Source organism: Vandammella animalimorsus (genome assembly GCF_002288875.1).
In the GTDB taxonomy this organism is placed as follows: Bacteria; Pseudomonadota; Gammaproteobacteria; order Burkholderiales; family Burkholderiaceae_C; genus Lampropedia; species Lampropedia animalimorsus.
Map to the genome: position 1 here is coordinate 74,653 of NZ_NTBH01000001.1, position 23,096 is coordinate 97,748.

The following is a 23,096-nucleotide window of genomic DNA, read 5'->3' on the forward strand; positions in this document are numbered from 1 at the left end:
TGCGATTTTCCCGAAGAGCCTATCTCCACAAAGGAAATTGCCCTCCATGCCTGCAAAGAGCGCCAGGCATGAAGGGCAAGTGCGCCCAGGCCCAGGGCGCGTGGGCGGATTTTTGTGGCGCGCTCAGAAGCGGTAATCCACCGTCAGCATCACGCTGCGCGGGGCGCCCCAGGTGCGCCGCCACAGGGTGGCCCAGTAAGTTTTGTCCAGTGCGTTGTTGACGGTCAGATGGGCAGCCATTTGCGGCGTGAACTGGTAGCGCGCGCTCAGGTTGAGCAGCGCATAGGCGCTTTGCTCCAAACGTACGCGCTGCCCGAGCACGGGGTTATTGCGCCACTCGTGAATACCGCTTTGCCAGTACAGACCGCCGCCCAGCGTCAGCTTATTCCACGCGCCAGACAGGCGGTACTGGGTATGGAGCTTGAGCATGCGGCTGGGGCGGCCGGTCTGTACACGTTCGCCCTGTGCGTTCTTGCTGCTGAGCTGTGTCCAGCCCAGGCCCACGTCCCAGCCGTCGGCCAGGCGGCCGACCAGTTCCAATTCGTAGCCGCGCGTTTTCACGCCTTTGGCGGCGCGATAGGCTTGCTCGTCTTCCGTGCCGGGCACGATCAAGTCGCCGTCTTCGACGGCAAAGTTGTCCTGCGTAGTCTGGAACAACGCAAAGCTGCCATTGAACTGGCCGCCCAGCCATTCGGCCTTCAGCCCAGCTTCCAGGTTCTGGCCTTTGAGCGGGTCGAGGTAGCGGCCATGCCGGTCGCGACTGTCCTGCGGGTTGAAGATGCGCGTGGCGCTGGCATAGGCCGAGTAGCTGCCGTCCAAGTCGTACACCGCGCCGATATAGGGCGTAACCACGTGCGGGTGACGCATGTGGTAGGGGCTGTTCCATTCGGTCTGCGGGCTTTGCTGCTGCCAGTGGGTCAGGCGGGCGCCGGCAATCAGGCGCAGCGGCTCGGCCACGTGCAGGCGCACGGCACCGTAAGCGGCGCGCTGCTTGGTCACGGTGTCCACCACACGCTCGGGCGGGGTCAGCGGCAAGGGGCCAGGCGTATTGCCATCGAATGTCCAGGCGTTGCCCAAGGGCCTTTCATCGTTGGCGGCCGTGCGCAGCGAAAGAAAGTCCTGCCGCGATTGCGACAGGCCCAGCATGGCCTCGTGCTTGCGCCCCCAGGCATTGAACGGGCCTTGCAGGTTCAGCGTGAAATTGCTTTGCTTGCGCCGGGCGTCGTATTGGATGGGCTCTGCCGCCAGGCCCAGGCCGCTGCCGCGATGGAGCAGGCCGTCGGTGAAAGACAGGATTTCCTCGACGTTGTTGCGGATGTGCTGCGCATCCAGCTTCAGCCGCCAGTCATTGCCAAAGTGGTGCTCCAGGTTGGCGAAAGCACTTTTTTGCTGCGTGTTCCATGCGGCCCAGTGTGGTGCCAGGCTGTAACCGCGCGGCCAGTCGATGATGCTGCCATCGTCATGCCAGATCACCAGGCTGCGCCAGGGCATGCCCGGGCGCTGGTTGTCTTGCCAATCGAATCCGGCCGTCAGGCGGGTGGCGGGGGAAAGATCGGCCTCTGCGGTGGCGAAAAACACCTTGCCATTGGCTTTTTCGCGCATGTTGAAGCCATCTTCGCCCGTCGCTTGCGCCACGATGCGGGCGCGCACGCTGCGGCTGGCATTGAGCGGGGCGGACAAATCCGCCATTGCGCTGCGCTGCCGCCTGTTGCCAAGGCGGCCTTGCAGATGGCCGGTGAAAGTATCGGCCTCGGCGCGCTTGCGCACCAGGTTGACCGACGCAGAGGGATCGCCCGCGCCGGTCAGCAGACCTGTGGCGCCGCGCACGACTTCCACCCGGTCATAAATGGCCAGGCTGTTACGCGACTCACCGGCCTCCCAGCCGCTTCCCCAACTCATGGGGGTGCCATCGATCTGGATGGCGTTCAGACCAAAACCGCGGGCGCTATAGCTCTCGCCCCGGCCATCAACGGTGGCGCTGTGCACCCCCGGCGCAGCCGCCACGGCGTCGCTCAGGCTGCTCATGCCCTGGGCCTCGATGCGCTCGCGCGTGATGACGCTGACCGACTGCGGCGTCTCGCGCGGCGAGAGGGCCAAGCCGGTGGCGCTGGACATGGCGCGGGTGGTGAAGGAGCGCGTGCCTTCGGTGGTGCCGCTCACATCCGGCGCGGCGGTGACGGTGACGGCGGGCAAGGTTTGGGCCTCACCTCGCGTGGCGGCAGCGGCGGGCTGGGCCGGTGTGGCGGCTGGGGCGCGGCGCACCACCCAGCCGCCCGCGACGGCTTCGGCCTGCAAGCCGCTGCCGGCCAGCAGTTGCCGCAGCGCCTGGGCGGTGGTGAGCTGCCCGGCCACGGCGGGGGCGGTTTTGCCCGCCATCAGGGCGTGGTCGGCCGAGATGGCCTGGCCGGTCTGCCGCGCCAGTGCGTTCAGGGCCTGGGCCAGATCCTGCGCGGGCAGGGCAATGGCGTGTGCGCGCTGGGCCTGCGGGGCGGCTGCGTTGGGTTGGGTTTGCGCCTGTGCTGGCGCAGCCGCAGTCGCCGTCAGCGCCAGCCAGGCGCAGGCCGAAGCCACGGCGGTGCAGGCCCAGGCCTGCCGCCTGTGCGGCAGGGCGGCGGGCGAAGGGCTTGCTTTTGAAGCAGGTTCAAGGGCGGATGCGAGCGGGAAGGGCGAGGCGGTGGAAGGCATGCTGTCTTGTCCTTTCAATCGGTTGGGCCAGTGTGGGCCGGGGTTTGCGGCCAGCGGTACAACCGTGAAGACGAAACAGCCGTGCAGAACCGGACAGTTTTTTTGCTGATTTTTTTGCCGGGCCTGTGCGGTGCGGGCGGCAGGGGCCGGGCACAAGCCCCAGCTCAAGCGGCCGCGCCCAAAACCTCATTCATCCCCCATACAGCGCACGGGCCTCGCCCAAGGTATTGGCAATGCGCGTCATGTGCTTGGTCACGCGCTCCAGCCAGCGCTGTGCGGTCAGCTGCTCCAGGGCGGCGGCGGCGCTGACGCGGTAATTGGCTGCGCCCTCGACCACGGCACGGCGCGCTGCGCCCTGCTGCTCATTGACCCAGGCGCTGATCTGGCGCAGCTCTTCGGTCACGTCTTCGCGCAGGGCCAGGGCGTCGTCGGCCAGCCATTGGGCGCTGCGCTCGAGCACTGGCGCCAGGCGCTGGGCCAGCTCGGCCAGGGCAGGGCGCTCGCGCAGCACCTCGGCGTGCTCGATGCTCTCCAGATCGTCGCGCAGCACGCGGGTCTGATCCATCAGCAGCAGCAGATGGATCAGGCGCTGCTGGTCGCTGCTCGATTGCGGCACGGGCAGCGTGGCCAGGTAGGCATCGACGGCGATGAGCAGCTTGTCCAGCGGCATGCCGCTTTTGCTGGGCGTCAGCGGCTGGCCTTGCAGGCGGTGCGCCAGCAGGGTGCAGCTATCGGCCAGGCCCAGGCACAGAGTTTTTTCTGCGGCGGCAATGGCCAGCGCAGGCACCGATTGCAGGGAGTTGTCCAGATAGCGCAGCGCCGGCGGGGCCGACTCTTTGACCAAGCGGCTGGCCATGCCCGCCAGCAGCGAGGTTTGCGGCAAGAACACCAGCGCGCCCAGCACACTGAAGGCGGTGTGAAAGGCCGCCAGCGCCACGGCATGGTTGACGCCGCCCATGGCGGGCGCCCAGGTCTGCATGGCGTACAGGAACAGCGGTTGCAGCGCCAGCAGGGCCAGCACGGCCGAGCACAGGTTGAACAGCAAATGCACCAGCGCGGTGCGCTTGGCGCTGGCGCTGCCGCCGGTGGCTGCCAGCAGCGCGGTGGCGGTGGTGCCGATGTTCTGGCCGATGACCAGTGAGGTGGCCTGATCAAAGTCGATGGTGCCGCTGGAGAGCGCCGCCAGCGTGGTGGCCAGCGCGGCGCTGGAGGCCTGCAACAGAATCGTCATGACGATGCCGATGGCCACCAGCACCAGGCGCGTGCGCCAGCTGGAGTCGGAAAACGGGGTGAAATCTACCCGCTGGGCCATGTCGGCCATGGCCTGTTGCAAGAAGTCGATGCCCACGAAGATCAGCCCGAAGCCGGCCATGGTCAGGCCCACCAGGGCCATGCGGTGCTTGCCCAGCAGCTTCATGATTGCGCCCAGGCCCAACAGCGGCATGGCCAGGCTGGAGATGGAGAACTTCATGCCCAGCAGCGCCACGATCCAGCCCGTGCTGGTGGAGCCGATGTTGGCGCCGATGATGACGCCGATGGCGTTCTGAAAGCTCAGCAGGCCGGCACTGACGAAGCCGATGGTGGCCATGGTCGTGGCGGTGGAGGACTGCACGGCGGCCGTGGCCCCCATGCCGGCGAGCATGGCCTTGAAGGGCCGGCCCGTCAGCCGCGCCAGGCCTGTGCGCAGCGATTCGCCGGCCATGGCCTTGAGGCTGTCGGACATCAACACCATGCCCAGCAGGAACAGGCCAATGCCGCCTGCGAGCAGACTGAGGGTAGCGAACATGGAAACGTTGGAATGGCGGTGCGGCTTCAGCGTGGGCTTAGGGGGTGTTGAGATTGGGTGGGCGAAGCGGTTTTTTGATCGAAAACACCGCCGCTGCAACACGTCATCTCCACAAGCCCTGGTGCAGCTTCAGCGCCCCCCGCGCAGAAACCAGAACAGCATGACGACGCTGACAATGGCGATGAGGCCCTTGACGATGATTTCGGCCGACAGGTAGGTGAACAGGCCCTGCCAGAAGCGGGCCCAGGCGGATTGGGGTGGTTGTTGGTCGGGCATGGTGCATCCTCCTTCATCGAAACTCTGTGGCCTGGCAGTCGCATCGGGTGCGTTACTCGTGCTGGACGCAGTGCTGAGCGATCAGCGCCTTGACCTGCTGCGCATCGGCGGGCAGCACCTGCACGCGGCGCGGCAGGTTTTCGATGCCTTCCAGGCCCGCCGGGCGCTCCGGCTCGCGGCCCAGGACTTCGCGGATGGTGGCGGCGAATTTGATGGGCAGAGCGGTCTCCAGCACGATCATGGGCACGCCAGGGCGCTGGTTCTGGCGCGCGACCTTCACGCCGTCGGCGGTGTGGGTGTCGATCATCACGCCATGTTGCTCGTACACGTTGCGGATGGTGGCCAGGCGGTCGGCGTGGGTGCTTTTGCCGCTGGCCCAAAGCTGGCCTTTGTCGCGCCAGGCTTGCAGCTCGGCAGGCAGGCTGAATTGGCCATCGCGCGCCAGCGCATCGGCAAACAGGGCTTGGACGCGCGCGCCATCACGGCCTAGCACGTCGGCCACAAAACGCTCGAAGTTGCTGGCCTTGCTGATGTCCATGCTGGGGCTGCTGGTTTCAAACGTGTCGGCGCTGCCGCGCACGCGGTAGCGGCCGGTGCGGAAGAATTCGTCGAGCACGTCGTTTTCGTTCGTGGCCACCACCAGCTGCCCGATGGGCAGGCCCATCATGCGCGCCACGTGGCCGGCGCAGACGTTGCCGAAGTTGCCGCTGGGCACGGTGAAATCGACTGGCTCGTCAGCCGATTGGGTGGCCTGGAACCAGCCCGCAAAGTAGTAAACCACCTGCGCCAGCAGCCGCGCCCAGTTGATGGAGTTGACGGTGCCGATCTGGTGCTGGCGCTTGAAGGCCAGATCGTTGCTCACGGCTTTGACGATGTCCTGGCAGTCGTCAAACACGCCCTCGATGGCGATGTTGTGGATGTTGGCATCTTGCAGGCTGAACATTTGCGCCTGCTGGAAGGCGCTCATGCGCCCGTGCGGGCTGAGCATGAAGACGCGGATGCCCTGCTTGCCGCGCATGGCGTATTCGGCGGCGCTGCCGGTGTCGCCGCTGGTGGCGCCCAGGATGTTGAGTTGCTGGCCGCGCCGGGCCAGTTCGTACTCGAACAGATGGCCCAGCAGTTGCATGGCCATGTCTTTGAAGGCCAGCGTGGGGCCGTTGGAGAGGGCTTCCAGGTAAAAGCCGTCGCTCAATTTCTTCAGCGGCGTGATTTCAGCCGTGCCGAAGACCTGCTGTGTGTAGGTCTTGTCGCAAATGGCGCGCAGATCGGCGGCGGGGATGTCGTCGATGTAGAGGCTGAGGATCTCTAACGCCAGCGCAGCATAGCCTTGCTGCTGGTACACGGCGCGCAGGCGGGCCAAGTCGGCGCTCGTCAATTGCGGGTAACGCTCGGGCAGGTACAGGCCGCCATCGGGCGCCAGCCCTTCGAGCAGGATGTCGCAGAACTGGCGGGGGGTGGCGTCGCCACGGGTGGAGAGGTAGTTCATGGTTTCCAGGGATTGATCAGCGCAATGCCGGTATCGGTGAAATGGCGGGTGTTGCGGGTCACGAGGGTCAGGCCATGCGCCATGGCGGTGGCTGCAATGACGATGTCCAGCGCATCCTGCATGCGGCCCATGGCGCGCAGCGAGGCCTTGAGCTCGCCAAAGCATTTCCAGGTGTTGTCGTCGGTGCTCATGATGCGGCCCGAGAATTGCTGCGCCAGCAAGTTGGCCCAGGCGTAGAGCTGGTTGCGCTTGGCGCCTGTGGGCAGACAGGCGATGCCGTAGTGAATTTCCCCCAGCGATGCGGAGGACAGCACGCACTGGTCAGCGTATTGCATCAGCCATTGGCGTAGCCCCTCGTCGGGGTGCGGCTTGCTCAGCTCCGAAATGGCGCAGGTGTCCAGCAGCCAGCGTGCCTGCAGGGGGGGCTCATTCATCATCGGCAAACAGCGGCGGGCGGCCCGCACTGCGCTGGCGTGGCATGTGAGGCAGGCCGCCTTGCACTTTGGGCATGTGCAACAAGAACGTCAGAAAATCGCCTGCCTGCGAAGCCGTTGGTGCAGGCGGCGCGTCAGCGCCGGCCACAGCCACCACGCGGACCACAGGCTTGCCGCGCTGCGTGACGGTCTGCGGGCCTTCGCGCAAGGCACGCTCGATCACTTCGCCAAAGCGACTCTTGGCTTCTTGCATTGGCCAGCTGGTGCTCATGATGGGCGCTCCTTGCGGTTGAAGGAAGGCTGCACGCGGCGCAGCGCACACTGGGCTGGCGGCTTGGTGCAGACCTTCCTGGACGGAATGGCGCAAATTCTAGAGCGTGTTATGCACTTTTCGCGGGGGGCGAAAAGTGCATAACACGCTCTAGATGGAATCGGCATGCAGGCCATGTGCTGCGCAGGTGATGGAGTCTGGCATGTTGCCGCTGCGCGATGGCCGACTGGCTGCGTTGGTTTTGGCCTGGCTCTGTGCTGGCTTGCCCGATGATTGCCCCATGACCCAGATCCTGCTCTACGCCTTTATTTATTTGTTCGCGGCGGTGGCCGCGGTGCTGGTGTCCAAGCGTTTTGGCCTGGGCTCGGTGCTGGGCTATCTGGTGGCGGGCATTGCCATCGGCCCGGTGCTGGGGTTGGTGGGCAAGGAGCTGCAAACCATCCAGCAGGTGGCCGAGTTCGGCGTGGTGATGATGCTGTTTCTGGTCGGTCTGGAGCTGGCGCCCAACAAGCTCTGGGCCTTGCGCAGCAAGCTGCTGGGCCTGGGCGGCCTGCAGGTGGGGCTGACGGCGGCGCTGATTGCCGCCGTGGCGGTGCTCTTGGGGCAAAGCTGGCAGATCGGCGTGGCCGCCGGCTGCATTCTGGCGCTGTCCTCCACCGCGATCGTGCTGCAAACCCTGGGCGAGAAGGGCCTGCTGTCCAGCCAGGGCGGGCAGGCCAGCTTCATGGTGCTGCTGTTTCAGGACGTGGCGGCAATCCCAATGCTGGCGCTGCTGCCGCTGCTGGGCGCGGCCGGCGCGGCGGCCCAGGCCGAGGGGGTCGATCACTCCATCAATCTGCTGGCTGGCGAGCCGGTGTGGCTGCAGGCGCTGGCCACGGCGCTGATGCTGCTGGCGATTGTGCTGGGCGTGCGCCGCATCGTGCCGGCAGCCTTGCGCCACATTGGCCGCACCGGGCTGCGCGAGATGTTCACCCTGTTCACGCTGATGCTGGTGGTGGGCATTGCCGAGCTGATGTCGGTCATTGGCCTCTCGCCCGCGCTGGGCACCTTCATCGCCGGGGTGGCGCTGGCCGAGAGCGCCTACCGGCACGAGCTGCAAAGCCATCTGGAGCCGTTCAAGGGCCTGCTGCTGGGGCTGTTCTTCATCACCGTGGGCGCGGGCATCAACTTCCGGCTGCTGGGCGCGGAGCTGTGGCTGATTCTGGGCCTGACGCTGGGCCTGCTGCTGCTGAAGATGCTGGTGCTGTATGTGCTGGGCCGGGCCTTTCGCCTGCCCCGCGCGGCCAATACGCTGTTCGTGTTCAGCCTGGCGCAGGCCGGCGAGTTCGGCTTCGTGCTGCTGTCCATCAGCACGCAAAGCCATTTGCTGCCGCCGCTGATTGGTGACCGCCTGCTGCTGGTGATTGCGCTGTCGATGGTGGCCACGCCGCTGCTGTTCTTGCTCTACGACTGGGTGGCCGCGCGCGGCGCGCAGCCCGAGGACGCGCAGGAGCGGCCGCACGACGAGATCGGCGCAGGCAAGCCCATCATCCTGCTGGGCCATGGGCGCTTTGGGGTGCAGGTCAACAGCATGCTGGCCGCCTGCGGCTTTCACGCGACGGTGATCGACTACCACGCCGAGACCGTCGAGGGCCTGACCCGCTTTGGCCTGAAAACCTATTACGGCGATGCCAACCGCCCGGAGCTGCTGGCCTCTGCCGGGCTGCACGAGGCCAAGCTGCTGATCGTGGCCATTGATGACCGCAGCCGCGCGCTGGAGATCATCCAGTTCGTGCGGCGCCACTACCCGAAGCTGCCCATCATCGCCCGCGCCTACGACCAGAGCAATGGCTACGAGCTGCACCGCGCCGGGGCCGACCACGTGATCCGCGAAACCTTCGACGCCGCCATGCACAGCGCGCGGCTGGCGCTGCAGGCCCTGGGCATCGAGCCGGCCAAGGCGCGCGAGCTGGCCGAGCTCTACACCGAGCGCAGCGAGCACCGGCTGCAGGTGCTGGCCGAGATGCACGACCCCCAGTTGCCCGCCTATGCCAATGAGGCGCTGACGGCGCGGCTGCGCGAAATGGAGGCGCAAACCGCGCTGCTGATGCAGCAACTGCTGCGCGCCAGCGAGCCTGAAACCGAGCCCCGCAGCGAACCAGCAGCCGGCGACCTGGGCTGAGCAAAGCCGAGCGGCGGCGCTGGCACAATGCCCCGCTGTTGTTTGTCGTATGTCCGGCTTTTGTTGGCGGCAGGTGGGCGGCGGTAGTCGCCAACCACGGGCCAGGCCATGAGGAGGAGCAAAAGGCCATGGCCTTGATCGAGATCGACCAACTGGTATTCGAATACCCTGGGCACCGCGCGCTCGATGGCATCAGCCTGCGCCTGGAGCGCGGCAGCGTCACGGCGCTGGTGGGGCCCAACGGGGCGGGCAAGTCCACCTTGCTGCGCTGCATGGCCGGGCTGGAGACGCCGCTGTCCGGGCAGATCCGCATCGATGGCATTTCGGTGATCGATGCGCCGCGCCAGGTGCACCGCAAGCTGGGCTATCTCTCGGACTTCTTCGGCCTGTACGAAGGCCTGCGCGTGCGGCAATGCCTGGCCTATGCCGCGCTGGCCGTGGGGGTAGCGCGGCAGCAGCTGCCAGGGCGCGTGGCGCAGGTGGCGCAGGCCATGGACTTGACGGCGTTGCTGCAGCGCCGCCCGGGCGAGCTCTCGCGCGGGCAGCGCCAGCGCCTGGCCATTGGCCAGGCCATCATCCACAGCCCGCAGGTGCTGTTGCTCGACGAGCCGGCCAGTGGTCTGGACCCGCAGGCGCGCAGCAGCCTGGCGGCGCTGTTTCGCCAACTGCAGGCGCAGGGCATGACGCTGCTGGTCTCCAGCCACATCCTCAGCGAGCTGGACGAATACAGCACCCACATCCTCAGCATCCGCCAGGGGCGCATCGTCAGCCATGAGGATTTGCGCGCCAGCCTGCACTGGCCCCAGCCTGCTGGGCCAGGTGCGCCAGCGGCAGCAGATGCGCCGCAGCGCCAGCAGCGGGATCCGCACCTGTATCCGCATTTGCTGGAACTGGCCTGCGCCCCTGGCCAGGAGCAGGCGCTGCAGGCCCGCCTCGAAGCCGCCTGGGCCCAGCTGCCGCACAGCCAGGGCCTGCCGCCGCCAGCGCGTCACGCATCGGCATCGCCGCCATCGGCCCTGCCGCCATCGCCAGCAGGGCAGGCCCACTTGCCCCCCAATGGCGCAGAACCTGCGGCCAGCCTGCAATGGCAGCTCTGGCTGCCCGCTGCTGCGGCCGCGCGCGCCCAGCTCGTGCAGCAGCTGGTGGCCGCAGGCCTTCCGGTGGCCGGGCTGTGGCCGCTGCGTCAGCGCCTGCAAGAGCGCTACGCGCGCAGCTTGCAAACCGAGCCGCCCAGCCCGTGGCCGACCGAGCAACCCCCACACGCAGGAGAGCGCCCATGATGCTTGGCAACCCTGAATTCCAACGCCAGCTCTGGCTGCGCTGGGGCCCCTGGCATGGGCTGTGGCTGCTGCTGTTCGTGGCCCTGGCGGCGCTGGTGGTGGCCGTGCTGTCCGCCCCCGGCGAGCGCCTGCGCAACGTGCTGTACGTGGCCTTGCTCACCATGTGCCTGGCGCCGGTGTTCCCCGGGGCCAGCACGGCGGGCAGAAGCCTGCAGGAAGAGCTGGTGCAAAACACCTGGGACTGGCAGCGCCTGAGCGCGCTGGGCCCCTGGCAAATGGCCTGGGGCAAGCTGCTGGGCAGCACGCTGCCGATGTGGCTGCTGGCGCTGGTGTGCGCCGCGCTGGCGCAGGCGCTGGCCTGGTTCGGGCACTGGCGCCTGGCCAGCCTGCCGCAAGAGGGTGGCGCCTGGGCGCCGCTGCTGGCCGAGCCGATACAGGCCCATGCCCACCTGGCCGAACTGGTTTGGCTGGTGCCCAAGCTGGCCCTGCTGGCGCTGTTGTGGGGCCTGGCGCTGCAGGCCTTTGCCATGGCCAGCGCGCCGATGAAGATCGACACCGAGCGCCAGCGCCGCAATCAGCCCGGCATGCGCGTGGCCGTGCTGGTCATGCTGGCCTGGATGCTGTTTTCGACCTTGCAGCAAGAGCAAATACTGGATTTCGGCCTCAAACGCTGGTGGGGCCAGTCGCTGGGCTTTTTCGAGCTGGGCTGGCTGTTTGGCCTGGCCGCGCTGGGCCTGAACCTGCTGGCCCTGTGGCGCACCATGGGCATGCGCCTGGATGTGCCGGCGCTGCCCTGGGCCATGCCGCTGGGCTGCATGGCGGCCGCGGCCATGCTGGCCGGCCTGTGGCCGCACGCGCCCGGTGCCCGGCACTGGCTGGTCGTGACGGCATACCTGGCCCTGGGCTGCAGCCTGTTGACTTGCCTGAGCCAGCGCGAAACGGCCTTTGCGCAATGGCGCCGCGTGCAGGCCTGCTGGGGCCAGCAGCGCTGGCTGGCCGGCTTGCAGGCCATGCCCTTGTGGCCGGTGAGCTGGTGCCTGGCAGCCGCCGCAACGCTGGCCCTGCTGCTGTGGCCGGCTGCCGACGCGGGGGCTGGCACATTCCAGCGCGCGCTGCCCTTGCTGCTGCTGGCGCTGCTGCGCGATGCCGGCTTCGTCCTGCTGTGGGCCTTGCAGCCCATCGGGATGCGCCGCCTGGGCCCGGCGCTGAGCCTTGGCTGGGTGGCGCTGGGCATCATGCTGCCTATGATGCTGCTGGGTACGGGGAACTTCCCACTGGCGCTGGCCGTGCAACCCTGGCTGGCGCCATTCATGCCGCCGCTGCGGCTCGATGCGCTGCACTGGCTGGCGCTGGCCCTGCAGCTGGGCGGTATGGCGCTGCTGGTCTGGCGCGCCTGGCGCCAGCGCGTGGCGCAGTTGGAAATGGCCGGGCTGGAGACGCACTGAAGCCAGAGCCGCTGGCTCGGCGCTCAACTGCTGGACGACAAGCTGCGAAAGGTTCGGAAGGTCAGGTTCACGCGCGGCGCATGCACGCGCGTGGACTTCATCAGCGCGTGTTGCCAATGCGTTTGCGTGGCGCCGCGCATCACGATCAGCTGGCCGTGTTGCAGCAGCAACTCGCGCTTCTCGCCGCTGCGCCGGTGGCGCAAGGCGAATTTGCGCGTGGCACCTAGGCTGAGCGAGGCAATCACCGTCTGCGGCCCCAGCTCGGCTTCGTCATCGCTGTGCCAGGCCATGCCTTGCGAGCCGTCGGCGTAGAGGTTGAGCAGGCAGGAGTTGAAGCGCGTGGGGCTGATCGGGGCAATCGCCGCCTCCACCCGCGCCTTGATGGCCAGCAGCGCATCCGTCCACGGCAGCGCCGTGCGGGTCGCGCCGGAGTAGCGGTAGTCGAACGCCGCGTCGCCATACCATGCCACCTGCCGCGCGGTGACGATGCGCTTGCCGTAAATCACCGCCTCGTCATGCCGCCAGGAGATCTGCGTCAGCAGCAGCTGCAATAACTGATCGGCCTCGACAGCGGAATAGAGCAGTCCGTAATCGTTGACGATGCCATCGCACGGCAGCAGGTTGGCCGCTGGCTCGGGCGCGCTGGCAAAGAGGTCAAGGGTGTTCATGGGGAGGGATGGGGCCGTTGGCAGTAGTGGCTGCGTTTTTTTGCAATCACTGCAATGGGCGGTGCTCCAACGCGCAAGCAGGTTGGGGCGGGCCATTTACAGGCCTGGCTCATTGAATGAGGCCGGGTCTTCGATGGGCTCCAGGTGGGTGATGACGTGCAGTTGGGGCACGGCTTGTTGCAGGGCCGATTCCAGCTGGTGCAGCATGTCATGCCCTTGTTGCACCGTCCAGGCGCCGGGCACCAGCACGTGCATGGCGGCAAAGCTGCGCGCGCCGGCTTGGCGCGTGCGTAGGGCGTGAAAGGCGATGCCCTGGGCGCGGTAGGTGTCCAGCACGCGCTCGATGGCCCCCAGCTCGTGCGGCGGCAGGGCCTGGTCCATCAGCCCGGAGACCGAGCGCTGCACCAGCCGCAGGCCTTCGCGCACGATGTGCACGGCCACCAGCAGGGCCAGCAGTGGATCGAGCCACCACCAGCGGCTGGCCCAGGCGGCCAGCAGGCCCAGCAGCACGGCCGCGGAGGTCCAGACGTCGGCAAACAGGTGCCGGGCATCGGCCTCCAGTGCGATGGAGCGGTGCTGGCGTGCGGCGCGCAGCAGCACCAGGCCCACGGCGCCGTTGATGGCCGAGGCCAGCAGCGAGACCAGCAGGCCCAGCCCCACGTCGTGCAGCGGCGCGGGCGAGAGCAGGCGTTGGGCCCCGGCCCAGGCGATGGCGCAGGCTGCGCCCATGATGAGAAAGCCCTCGAAGCCGCTGGCGAAGTATTCGGCCTTGCTGTGGCCAAAGGCATGATCGGCATCGGCCGGGCGTGCGGCAATGCCCAGCATCCACAACGCCATGACGGCCCCGGCCAGGTTGACCAGCGACTCCATGGCGTCCGAGAGCAGGCCGACCGAGCCGGTCAGCAGCCAGGCCGTGCCTTTGAGGGCCATGGTGGCCAGGGCGGCGGCGATGGACAGGCAGGCGTAAAAGCGCAGTGGGCGGGCGGCGTGGGGCATGGGCGGCGGTCTTGCTGGGCAGGAGATGGCGCGCATCGTAGGCCATTGGATGAGGCAGGATGCGGGCGCGCCCTGTGCTGCCAACGAAAAAAGCCCCGGCGCCGTGGGGTGCGCCGGGGCATTCATTGGGGCTGCGATGGCCCAAGCTCGGGAGGGGCTTGGTGAACGCCCCCCTTGGTGATTACAGCAAGCCGGGCTGGCCTTGGGCCGGGTCGCTGTCGCGGGCGGCCAGGGCGTCGGCTACGGTCATGCCCAGGGCCTTGGCCACGCCTTCGCCATAGGCCGGGTCGCAGGCGTGGCAGTTGCGGATGTGGCGGTGCTTGATGAAGTCCAGCGCGTCGCCCATGGCGCGGGCGGTGTTGTCGAACAGGGCCTGCTTTTGCTCGGCGTTCATGAGGTTGAACAGCGCGCGCGGCTGGCTGAAGTAGTCGTTATCGTCCTCGCGGAAGTCCCAGTGGGCGGCGTCGCCGCTGATTTTCAGCGGGGGCTCCTTGTACTGGGCCTGGTCTTGCCATTGGCCAAAGCTGTTGGGCTCGTAGTGGATGCGGCCGCCGTAGTTGGCGTCCACGCGGCCCATGCCATCGCGGTGGTTGCTGTGCACGGGGCAGCGTGCGGCGTTCACCGGGATCTGGTGGTGGTTCACGCCCAGGCGGTAGCGCTGTGCGTCGGCGTAGTTGAACAGGCGCGCTTGCAGCATGCGGTCAGGGCTGACGCTGATGCCGGGCACGACGTTGCTGGGCGCGAAGGCCGATTGCTCCACGTCGAGGAAGAAGTTTTCCGGGTTTTTGTTCAGCTCGAACTCGCCCACTTCGATCAGCGGGTAGTCGCCGTGCGGCCAGACTTTGGTCAGGTCGAAGGGGTGGTAGGGCACTTTCTCGGCGTCCAGCTCGGGCATGATCTGCACGTACATCGTCCACTTGGGGAAGTCGCCGCGCTCGATGGCTTCGAACAGGTCCTTCTGGTGGCTTTCGCGGTCCTTGCCGATCAGGGCTTCGGCCTCGGCGTCGGTCAGGTTCTTGATGCCCTGCTGGGTGCGGAAGTGGAACTTGACCCAGAAGCGCTCGTTTTGCGCGTTGATGAAGCTGTAGGTGTGGCTGCCAAAGCCGTGCATGTGGCGGTAGCTGGCGGGGATGCCGCGGTCGCTCATCACCACGGTGACTTGGTGGAAGGCCTCGGGCAGCAGGGTCCAGAAGTCCCAGTTGTTGGTGGCGCTGCGCATGTTGGTGCGCGGGTCGCGCTTGACGGCCTTGTTCAGGTCGGGGAACTTGCGCGGGTCGCGCATGAAGAACACGGGGGTGTTGTTGCCCACCATGTCCCAGTTTCCTTCCTCGGTGTAGAACTTCAGCGCAAAGCCGCGGATGTCGCGCTCGGCATCGGCCGCGCCCCTCTCGCCGGCCACGGTGGTGAAGCGGGCAAACATCTCGGTTTTCTTGCCCACTTCGCTGAAGATCTTGGCGCGGGTGTACTTGGTGATGTCCTTGGTGACGGTGAAGGTACCGAAGGCGCCAGAGCCCTTGGCGTGCATGCGGCGCTCGGGGATGACTTCGCGCACGAAGTTGGCGAGCTTTTCGTTCAGCCACAGGTCTTGTGCCAGCAGCGGGCCGCGCGGGCCGGCGGTGAGGCTGTTTTGGTTGTCCACCACGGGAGCGCCAAAGGCGGTGGTGAGGTGGGTGACGGGGCACTTTTTGGTTTGGTCGTTCATGGGAAACCCTTTAATGGTGTGGTTGCGGGGTGGTTGGGTAGGGGCGCCAGGCGATAGTCTGCGCTGGGATGGCGAGATTGTATTTAGTTTTGATCTATCGTTGTTGGTTTTATGATTGAAAATAATTAATTCGATGATAGTAAAAAGCCCGGCGCTGGGCCGGGTGGCTTTGGAAGTGGTGCAGGGTGGTTGGTGCGGCAGGCGCCTCAAACCTGCGCTGCAGGCAGGGCGGGCGCAGGCAGCACCGTGGCGCTGGCCTCGCCCAGGCCGATGCGCCGTGCGCCTTCGCCCTCGCACCAGGCGCGCAGGATCAGGCAGTCGCCGTCTTGCAGGAAGCGGCGCTCCTCGCCGTTGGGCAAGGTGATGGGGCGCTTGCCGCCTTCGGTCAGCTCCAGCAGCGAGCCGGCCTCCTCACGCTGCGGGCCCGAGAGGGTGCCCGAGCCCAGCAGGTCACCGGGTTGCAGGTTGCAGCCGCCGCAGCTGTGGTGGGTGATGAGCTGCGCGGCGCTCCAGTAGGCGGCCTGGTCGGCGCGGCCCAGCGTCAGGCGCGCGGCGGGTTCGCCGGCCTGGCGCATGGCCTCGGTCTGCAGCAACACTTCCAGCGTGATGGCCAGCTGACCCTTGGCGCGATTGGTGGCGCCATCCAGATAGGGCAGGGGCTGGGGATCGGCGGCCGGGCGGACAAAGGGGCGGCGAAACGGCGCCAGGGCTTCGCTGGTGACGATCCAGGGCGAGATGGTGGAGGCGAAATTCTTGGCCAGGAATGGCCCCAGCGGTTGGTATTCCCAGGCTTGGATGTCGCGCGCCGACCAGTCGTTGAGCAGCACCACGCCGAAGAAATGCGCCTCGGCCTGCTCCAGCGCGATGGGCTCGCCCAGGGCATTGCCTTGCGCGACGAAAAAGCCCAGCTCCAATTCATAGTCCAGCCGCTGGCAGGGGCCGAAGGCCGGGGCGCTGGCATCGGGGGCCTTGGTCTGGCCGTTGGGGCGGCGCACGTTCTGGCCGCTCACGCCGATGGAGGAGCTGCGGCCGTGGTAGCCGATGGGCACCCATTGGTAATTGGGCATCAGCGGCTGGTCGGGGCGGAACAGACGGCCCACGGCCGTGGCGTGGTGGATGCCGGTGTAGAAGTCGGTGTAGTCGCCGATGCGGCAGGGCAGGGCCATTTCGGCCTGGGCCTGGGGCAGCAGCAGCGCCTGCCACTCTTGCTGCTTGGCGCTGCCGCTGCGCAGGCCATCGAACAGCGCATGGCGCAGGGCCTGGCGCTTGGCAGGCGGCAGGGCCATCAGGGCGTTCATGTCGTCGGTGTCGATGACGCCGGCGGCGCGCGCGTCGAGGATCTGGTCGCCAATGGCCACGCCAATGCGCCAGGCAGCCTGGCTGCCGGCTTCGCGGTAGCGGCCCCAGGGCAGGTTTTGCAGCGGGAAGTCAGCGCCTGCGGCGTTGGCCGAGGCCACCCAGCTGGTGGCGCTGGCGTCGTGGGTGTGGTCGATGTTCAGGCTGGGGTTCATGGCGGTGTCCAAGGTCATGGGGTATCAGGGGCAGCGCGGCGCGAAGCAATACGAAGCAACACAAAGCAGCAAAAAGCCAAGGCGCCAGGCCTTGGCTTGTCGTTGCGCTGCTGGCCGCAGCTCAGCGCTGCTCGGGGTTGAAGTATTTTTTCACATCCAGCCAGCACTGGTGGTAGTTGGCCTGCAGCTGCGACGAGGCCAGCGCTGCCTTGGTGGGGCGGATGACGTGGCGCGTCTCGAACATGAAGGCCATGGTGGCATCCACCTTCTGCGGCGTGCTGGTGTCGATGCGGCTGGCCTTTTCATAGGTGGCTGCATCGGGGCCGTGCCCGCTCATGCAGTTGTGCAGGCTGGCGCCGCCGGGCCGGAAGCCATCGGCCTTGGCGTCGTACTCGCCGTGGATCAGGCCCATGAATTCGCTGGCGATGTTGCGGTGGAACCAGGGCGGGCGGAAGGTGTTTTCGGCGGCCAGCCAGCGCGGCGGGAAGATCACGAAGTCGATGTTGTCCCAGCCTGCGGTGTCCGAGGGCGACTGCAGCACCAGGAAGATCGACGGATCCGGGTGGTCGTAACTGATCGAGCCGATGGTGTTGAAGCGGCGCAGATCGTACTTGTAGGGCGCGAAGTTGCCATGCCAGGCCACCACGTCCAGCGGCGAATGGCCGATCTTGGCGCGCCAGAGGTTGCCCATGAACTTGGCCACCAGCTCGAAGTCGCCTTCCACGTCCTCGTACCAGGCCACGGGGGTCTGGAAGTCGCGCGGGTTGGCCAGGCCGTTGGAGCCGATCACGCCCAGGTCGGGCAGCTGGAAGGGCACGCCGTAGTTCTCGCAGATGTAGCCGCGCGCGCTGCCATCGAGCACCTCGACGCGAAAGCGGATGCCGCGCGGGATGACGACGATCTCCTGCGGCTCGGCCTCGATCAGCCCGCATTCGGTGGCAAAGCGCAGCCGGCCCTGCTGCAGCACGATGAGCATTTCGCCATCGGCGTTGTAGAAAAAACGCCCCTGCATGCTGCGGTTGATGGCGTAGATGTAAATGGCCGAGCCGCTTTGCGCGTGCGGATCGCCATTGCCAGCCATGGTGTGCAAGCCGTCGATGAAGTCCACCGCCTGGCCATCGGCCGGCAGCGGCAGCGGATCCCAGCGCAACTGGTTGGGCGTGGTGGGCTGCTCGAGGAAGTCCTGCGTGATGCCGCCGTTGTCCATGCGCTCGAAGGGCTGGTGCGCCGCGCCCGGGCGCATGCGATAGAACCAGGTGCGGCGATTGGCGCGGCGCGGCGCGGTAAAGGCCGTGCCGGAGATCTGCTCGGCGTACAGGCCGTAGGGGCAGGTCTGCGGCGAGTTCTGGCCAACGGGCAGCGCGCCAGGCAGGGCCTCGGTGGCCCATTCATTGGCAAAGCCGCTCAGGTATTGCAGCGGCGCATCGGTGGTGGTGGGCATGGGGTGTCTCCTTGTATTCCCTTGGATGTGGCGCTGCATTCCAGGTCATCACACGCTCTAACCGTGGACGCAGCAGAGCCGGCCATTGTGGCCATGGCTGGTTTATTTGCAATAAAGATGGCGTTATAAATACTATTCACCAAGCTGATGGATCAACCCTGGATTTGCCCCTATGTCTTTGGACAGCCTGCGCCGCTTCGACCTGAACCTGCTGTTGATCTTTCATGCGCTGATGGATACGCGCAGCGTTTCGCGCGCGGCGCAGGCGCTGGGCATGTCGCAGCCGGCCGTCAGTGCGGCGCTGGCGCGCCTGCGCCAAGCGGCGGGCGATGCACTGTTCGTGCGTTGCGGCCGCAGCGGCATGCAGCCCACCCCGCTGGCCGAGCAAATGGCCGGCCCGGTGGCCGATGCGCTGGCCGGCATCAGCCGCAGCATGCGCGTGCGCGCCGACTTCGACCCGGCGCGCAGCCAGCGCCAGTTCACCATCGCCATGCTCGATGCGGCCGAGGCGCACTTCATGCCCGCGCTGGTCGCGCACTGCCAGCGCCATGCGCCGCGCATTGGCATTGCCGTGCAAACGCCGTTGCAGGCCGCAGGCGGCGTGCAGGCCGCGCTCTTGCAAGGCACGGTGGATCTGGCCATCGGCGCTTTTGAGGACATGCCGCAAGGCGCGCTGCAGCAGCTGCTGTTCGAGCAACCCTTCGTGCTGCTGGCGCGCAGCGGCCACCCGGCTCTGCCCGATGCCGCCACGCCCGGCCCCGGCCCTGACCCGGCCCGCAGCCGCGCGGCCCGCGCCGTCCAGCCGCTGCCGTTGGGCCATTGGTTGGCCCAGCAGCCGCAGCTGGACGCCGCCTGCCTGGCTGGTGCTGCCTGCGCGCTGCTGCAACAACCGCAGGGCGTTTATGCACAAGCACAGCAGGCCCTGTTGGCGCTGGCAGGCAGCGCCGCCAGGCGTCAACGACGGGGAGCTGATGTGACGGTGCAGGCTGTGGCCAGCGCGAAGCAAGGGGCAGAGCCGGCCCACTACCGCTGCGCCAGCCTGTTGACGCTGCCGCTGCTGGTGGCGCAATCGGATGCCGTGGCGCTGGTGCCGGCGCAATTGGCGCGCACTTTTTCGGCCGTTTTGCCGCTGCGGGCCTGGCAGTTGCGCCTGGGGCGACAGGCCCCGGTGCTGCGCACCTATTGCTTCTGGCATCCGCGTTTTCACCGGGATGAGGGCACGCGCTGGTTGCGTAACATGTTGTTTGCACTGTTCGCGCAGCCAGCCCTGGCCGCTAGAATCGCTCGCCGTTCGCCGAAGTAAGCCAGCGCAGCGTGCTGTTGTGTGCTGCGCAGTGCCGCTTCGGTGTTCGCGTGTGAAGGCCTGGCCCTGGCAAGTGGCCCTGCGCACGGCAAACCATTCAACAACTTTCTTAGTGAGGCATTTCTTTATGCAGCGTATCGGTATTTTGGGTGTGGCTTGTGCGGCCGCATTGACGTTGGCCGGGTGCCAGACAATGGGGATGAACTTGGGCGGCGGCAACACCGTGGCCACGGGTGGCGCGGCCGGTGGCAATGCCACGGGCGCCAACACCCAGCTCGAGCGCTGCGACTCGCCGCTGGGTACGGTATCGCTGGTGGAAAACGAGGCCGCCGGCTGGTACACCATCCTGCGCAATGAATATCGCCTGCCGCCCACGGCCAACCTGCTGCGTCTGATGATCCAGCAGTCCAACTGCTTCGTCGTGGTCGAGCGCGGCGCTGCCGGCATGAACGCCATGAGCCGTGAGCGTGAGCTGATGCAAAGCGGCGAAATGCGCCGTGGCAGCAACTTTGGCCGTGGCCAGGTCGTGGCCTCGGACTACGCGCTCTCGCCTGAAATTATCTTCAGCGACGACAACACTGGCGCGCTGATGGGCGCAGTGGGCGGTTTGATCGGCGGCGGCAGCGGCCGCGCCCTGGCTGCCATTGGCGCGGGCACCCAGCGCCGCGAGGCCGCCGCCATGCTGACGCTGGTGGACAACCGCTCAGGCGTGCAGGTGGCTGCGGCGCAGGGCAGCGCCTCCAAGATGGACATCGGCGGCTTTGGCGGGCTGTTTGGCCGCGCCGGCGCCGGTCTGGGCGGCTACAGCAGCACGCCGCAGGGCAAGGTCATTACCGCCGCGTTCATGGACGCCTACAACCAGATGGTGGTTTCGCTGCGCGGCTACAGCTCGCAAAGCGTGCAGGGCCAGGGCCTGGGCGGCGGCGGCCGCCTCGGCGTTGATGGCGGCGTGGCCCCTTCGCAAACTCGCGCCGGCGAGCCCGCTGCTGCCGGCGGCCGCATGAACTTGCGCGCCGCCCAGGCGCGCCTGAACGAGCTGGGCTACAACGCTGGCACGGCCGATGGCCGCATGGGCCAGCGCACGGCCAACGCGCTGCGCACTTTCCAGCGTGACAATGGCTTGGCCGTCACCGGCCGCCTGGATCAGGCCACGGCCGCCGCTCTGGCGCAGTAAGCATGGCTCCCATGCCGGAACGCTGAACCGGCACGGCCAGCACCCATGAAAAAGCCGCCCCTTCAAGGGGCGGCTTTTTCATGGGTGCATTTTTACTGGATGGGTCTGTCGTCATCGGCCCAGGCCCGCGCCGGGCGCAGCAGCCGCAGGCCATTGGCCAGTACCAGCAGGCTGGCGCCCATGTCGGCAAAGACAGCCATCCACATGCTGGCCTGGCCGGTCATGGCCAGCAGCAAAAACAGCAGCTTGATGCCCAGGGCCAGGGCGATGTTCTGCCACAGCAGCGTGTGGGTGCGGCGCGACAGCGCAATGGTCTCGGGCAGGCGGCGCAGGTCGTCGTTCATGACCACCACGTCGGCTGCCTCCATGGCCACATGGGTGCCCATGCCGCCCATGGCAAAGCCGATGTCGGCCTGGGCCAGGGCCGGGGCGTCGTTGATGCCGTCGCCGGCCATGGCTGTTGGGCCCAGGCGCTGCTGCAGCGCGGCAATGGCCTGCAGCTTGTCCTCGGGGAGCAATTCGCCATGCACGGCGTCGATGCCGGCTTGCGTGGCGATGTGGCGCGCTGCGGCCAGATGGTCGCCGCTGAGCATGACGGTGTGTACCCCCTGGGCCTTGAGCGCGGCAATGGCCTGGGCCGAACTGGGCTTGATGGCATCGGCCACGGCGTACAGCGCCAGCGCGCGCTGGCCATCGGCCAACAGCGTGACGCTGTGGCCCTGCTGCGTTTGCGCCTGCACGAGCGCGGCCAGCTCGGCCGGATACTGGCCGCGCTCGTCCAGCCAGCGGGCATTGGCCAGCACATAGGGCTGCGCGCCAATGCGCCCCTGCACGCCGCGCCCGGCCACGGCCTGAAAGTCCTCGACTGGCCAGTGCGCATCCACGGTGGCCTGCGCCAGGCCCTGGGCGATGGCCTGCGAAATTGGGTGGTCCGAGCGCTGCGCCAGGCTGCGCGCCAGGCGGTGCGTGGCGGCGTGGTCTGCGGCATCGTCCAGGCATTGGGCAAGCAGTAGCTGCGGCTTGCCGGTGGTGATGGTGCCGGTCTTGTCCAGCGCCACTGCGCGGATGCGGCGCGCGCCCTCCAGGTATGCGCCGCCTTTGATGAGGACGCCGCGGCGTGCGGCGGCCGTCAGCCCGCTGATCACCGTCACCGGCGTGGAGATGACCAGTGCACAGGGGCAGGCGATGACAAGCAGCACCAGCGCTTGGTAGAGCGCCTGCAGCCAACTGGCCTGGCCCAGCAGTGGCAACAGCAGCAGCACGGCCAGGGCGATGGCGAACACCGCTGGGGTGTAGATGGCGGCCAGCCGATCGACCAGTTGTTGCGTGGGCGCGCGCGTGGCCTGGGCCTGCTCGACAGCGAGGATGATGCGCGCCAGCGTACTGTCCGTGGCCGGGGTGCTGGCGCGCACCTGCAGTTCGCTGGCCTGATTGATGGTGCCGGCATAGACGGCATCGCCCGGGCCTTTGTCCAGCGGCAGGCTCTCGCCCGTGATGGGCGATTGGTCCACCGTGCTGTGGCCGCGCTCGACCTGCCCGTCCAGGGCAATGCGCTCGCCCGGGCGCACGCGCAGCAGGGCGCCGGGGCCGATGTCCGCCACCGGTTGGAGCAGCCACTGGCCGTCGGCCTGCTGCACCTCGGCCTGCTGCGGGGCCAGCGCCAGCAGGCCCTGGATGGCCTGGCGCGTGCGATCCACGGCGCGAGCCTCCAGCGCTTCGGCCAGTGCGTACAGGCTCATGACCATGGCTGCTTCGGGCCATTGACCGATCAGAAAGGCGCCGGTGACGGCCACCGTCATCAGCGCGTTGATGTTCAGCCGCCCCTGGCGCAGCGCCGTCAGGCCCTTGCGGTAGGTGGCGCTGCCGGCCAGGGCAATGGCCAGTGCGGCCAGGGCCATGCCCAGCCACATGCTGCCCTGCGTCAGCGCGCTGCCGGGCGCGTGGTGCGTGAAGAACAGCAGCTCGGCCGCGATGGCCAGGCCCAGCGCCAGCAGCAGCCGACCGTTGCCGGCCCACAGACTGCGGCGACGCCCGGCGGCGATGGAGGGGGCTGCTGTCAGCGGCTCGACCTCAAAGCCCGCGGCGCGGATGGCGGCCAGCGCAGCAGGCAGTTGCGCAGCTGGCGCGGCCAGACCCAGCAGGCGTTCGCCAAACCGAAACTGAAGCTGTGCAATGCCGCTAATGCCTGCAAGCGCCTGACGGATTTGGGCCTCTTCGCTGGGGCAGTCCATGTCGGGAATGCGCAAATAGTGCCAGCTCTGACCATTGGCATGGTCTTGGAGTGTTGGCTGCGCATCGCTTTCTCTGCCAGCGCTGCTGCTTGCGTCGTTGCCTGCGCCGCTGGGCGGGGCATTGCCGACACAGCCGCTTTGGCAAGCGCAGCAACTGCTGCTTGATTGCGCCTTGGCGCCGGCTGCTTGGGCCTGGGACTGGGGCGATGGCGTGCTGGGGGCTGGGCTCATGGGCATGATCCGGGC

At 67.5% G+C, this 23,096-nt stretch carries 17 protein-coding genes; 5 read left to right on the forward strand and 12 right to left on the reverse strand.

Annotation, left to right across the window (positions count from 1 at the left end; translation table 11 throughout):
* Positions 1-123: 123 nt before the first annotated feature.
* The 6 genes from CLI93_RS00340 to CLI93_RS00360 all read right to left on the reverse strand — a co-directional run bounded on the left by CLI93_RS00340 (position 124) and on the right by CLI93_RS00360 (position 6,938).
* Positions 124-2,685, reverse strand: a complete 2,562-nt coding sequence (locus CLI93_RS00340; RefSeq protein ID WP_095995923.1) for a TonB-dependent siderophore receptor — start codon at positions 2,683-2,685, stop codon at positions 124-126.
* 190 nt (positions 2,686-2,875) lie between these two features.
* On the reverse strand, positions 2,876-4,471 hold the full coding sequence (locus CLI93_RS00345) for a Na/Pi cotransporter family protein (RefSeq protein WP_095995922.1): 1,596 nt from the start codon (positions 4,469-4,471) through the stop codon (positions 2,876-2,878).
* Between the two features lie 129 nt (positions 4,472-4,600).
* Positions 4,601-4,747, reverse strand: a complete 147-nt coding sequence (locus CLI93_RS15045) for a hypothetical protein (RefSeq protein ID WP_172424232.1) — start codon at positions 4,745-4,747, stop codon at positions 4,601-4,603.
* 52 nt (positions 4,748-4,799) lie between these two features.
* A complete protein-coding gene (gene thrC, locus CLI93_RS00350) occupies positions 4,800-6,233 on the reverse strand; it encodes a threonine synthase (protein WP_095995921.1) in 1,434 nt (477 codons plus the stop codon).
* Positions 6,230-6,667, reverse strand: a complete 438-nt coding sequence (locus CLI93_RS00355; protein WP_095550411.1) for a type II toxin-antitoxin system VapC family toxin — start codon at positions 6,665-6,667, stop codon at positions 6,230-6,232. Before CLI93_RS00355 ends, thrC begins: the two co-directional genes overlap by 4 nt.
* Positions 6,660-6,938, reverse strand: coding sequence for a type II toxin-antitoxin system prevent-host-death family antitoxin (locus CLI93_RS00360; protein WP_095550410.1), 279 nt, complete (start codon positions 6,936-6,938; stop codon positions 6,660-6,662). Before CLI93_RS00360 ends, CLI93_RS00355 begins: the two co-directional genes overlap by 8 nt.
* Before the next feature lie 280 nt (positions 6,939-7,218).
* Here CLI93_RS00360 and CLI93_RS00365 point away from each other — a divergent pair, with 280 nt between their 5' ends.
* The 3 genes from CLI93_RS00365 (at position 7,219) to CLI93_RS00375 (ending at position 11,824) form a co-directional block, all read left to right on the forward strand.
* Positions 7,219-9,099: a cation:proton antiporter domain-containing protein gene (locus CLI93_RS00365; protein WP_095995941.1), complete on the forward strand. Its 1,881-nt coding sequence runs from the start codon at positions 7,219-7,221 to the stop codon at positions 9,097-9,099.
* 128 nt (positions 9,100-9,227) lie between these two features.
* On the forward strand, positions 9,228-10,379 hold the full coding sequence (locus CLI93_RS00370) for an ABC transporter ATP-binding protein (protein WP_238945760.1): 1,152 nt from the start codon (positions 9,228-9,230) through the stop codon (positions 10,377-10,379).
* Complete coding sequence (locus CLI93_RS00375) at positions 10,376-11,824, forward strand: hypothetical protein (protein ID WP_095541882.1); 1,449 nt, start codon at positions 10,376-10,378, stop codon at positions 11,822-11,824. Before CLI93_RS00370 ends, CLI93_RS00375 begins: the two co-directional genes overlap by 4 nt.
* A gap of 23 nt (positions 11,825-11,847) precedes the next feature.
* Here CLI93_RS00375 and CLI93_RS00380 read toward each other — a convergent pair whose 3' ends face one another.
* From CLI93_RS00380 to hmgA, 5 genes are all read right to left on the reverse strand, one after another.
* Positions 11,848-12,492 (reverse strand): alpha-ketoglutarate-dependent dioxygenase AlkB family protein, encoded by a 645-nt coding sequence (locus CLI93_RS00380; RefSeq protein ID WP_095541883.1) that lies wholly within the window; start codon positions 12,490-12,492, stop codon positions 11,848-11,850.
* Between the two features lie 96 nt (positions 12,493-12,588).
* Complete coding sequence (locus CLI93_RS00385; protein ID WP_095995920.1) at positions 12,589-13,488, reverse strand: cation diffusion facilitator family transporter; 900 nt, start codon at positions 13,486-13,488, stop codon at positions 12,589-12,591.
* A 181-nt stretch (positions 13,489-13,669) separates the two neighbouring features.
* The gene (locus CLI93_RS00390) at positions 13,670-15,190 is read right to left on the reverse strand and encodes a catalase (protein ID WP_095995919.1); all 1,521 of its coding nucleotides are present in this window, start codon (positions 15,188-15,190) and stop codon (positions 13,670-13,672) included.
* Between the two features lie 206 nt (positions 15,191-15,396).
* Entirely contained in the window at positions 15,397-16,719 is a 1,323-nt protein-coding gene (gene fahA / locus CLI93_RS00395; RefSeq protein ID WP_238946635.1) for a fumarylacetoacetase, read from the reverse strand.
* 103 nt (positions 16,720-16,822) lie between these two features.
* The gene (hmgA, locus tag CLI93_RS00400; RefSeq protein WP_095541885.1) at positions 16,823-18,142 is read right to left on the reverse strand and encodes a homogentisate 1,2-dioxygenase; all 1,320 of its coding nucleotides are present in this window, start codon (positions 18,140-18,142) and stop codon (positions 16,823-16,825) included.
* A 172-nt stretch (positions 18,143-18,314) separates the two neighbouring features.
* Here hmgA and CLI93_RS00405 point away from each other — a divergent pair, with 172 nt between their 5' ends.
* The gene (locus tag CLI93_RS00405) at positions 18,315-19,445 is read left to right on the forward strand and encodes a LysR family transcriptional regulator (RefSeq protein WP_095541886.1); all 1,131 of its coding nucleotides are present in this window, start codon (positions 18,315-18,317) and stop codon (positions 19,443-19,445) included.
* Positions 19,446-19,572: 127 nt separating this feature from the next.
* On the forward strand, positions 19,573-20,619 hold the full coding sequence (locus CLI93_RS00410; RefSeq protein ID WP_095541887.1) for a peptidoglycan-binding protein: 1,047 nt from the start codon (positions 19,573-19,575) through the stop codon (positions 20,617-20,619).
* A gap of 92 nt (positions 20,620-20,711) precedes the next feature.
* Here CLI93_RS00410 and CLI93_RS00415 read toward each other — a convergent pair whose 3' ends face one another.
* On the reverse strand, positions 20,712-23,081 hold the full coding sequence (locus tag CLI93_RS00415) for a heavy metal translocating P-type ATPase (protein WP_095541888.1): 2,370 nt from the start codon (positions 23,079-23,081) through the stop codon (positions 20,712-20,714).
* Between the last annotated feature and the right edge of the window lie 15 nt (positions 23,082-23,096).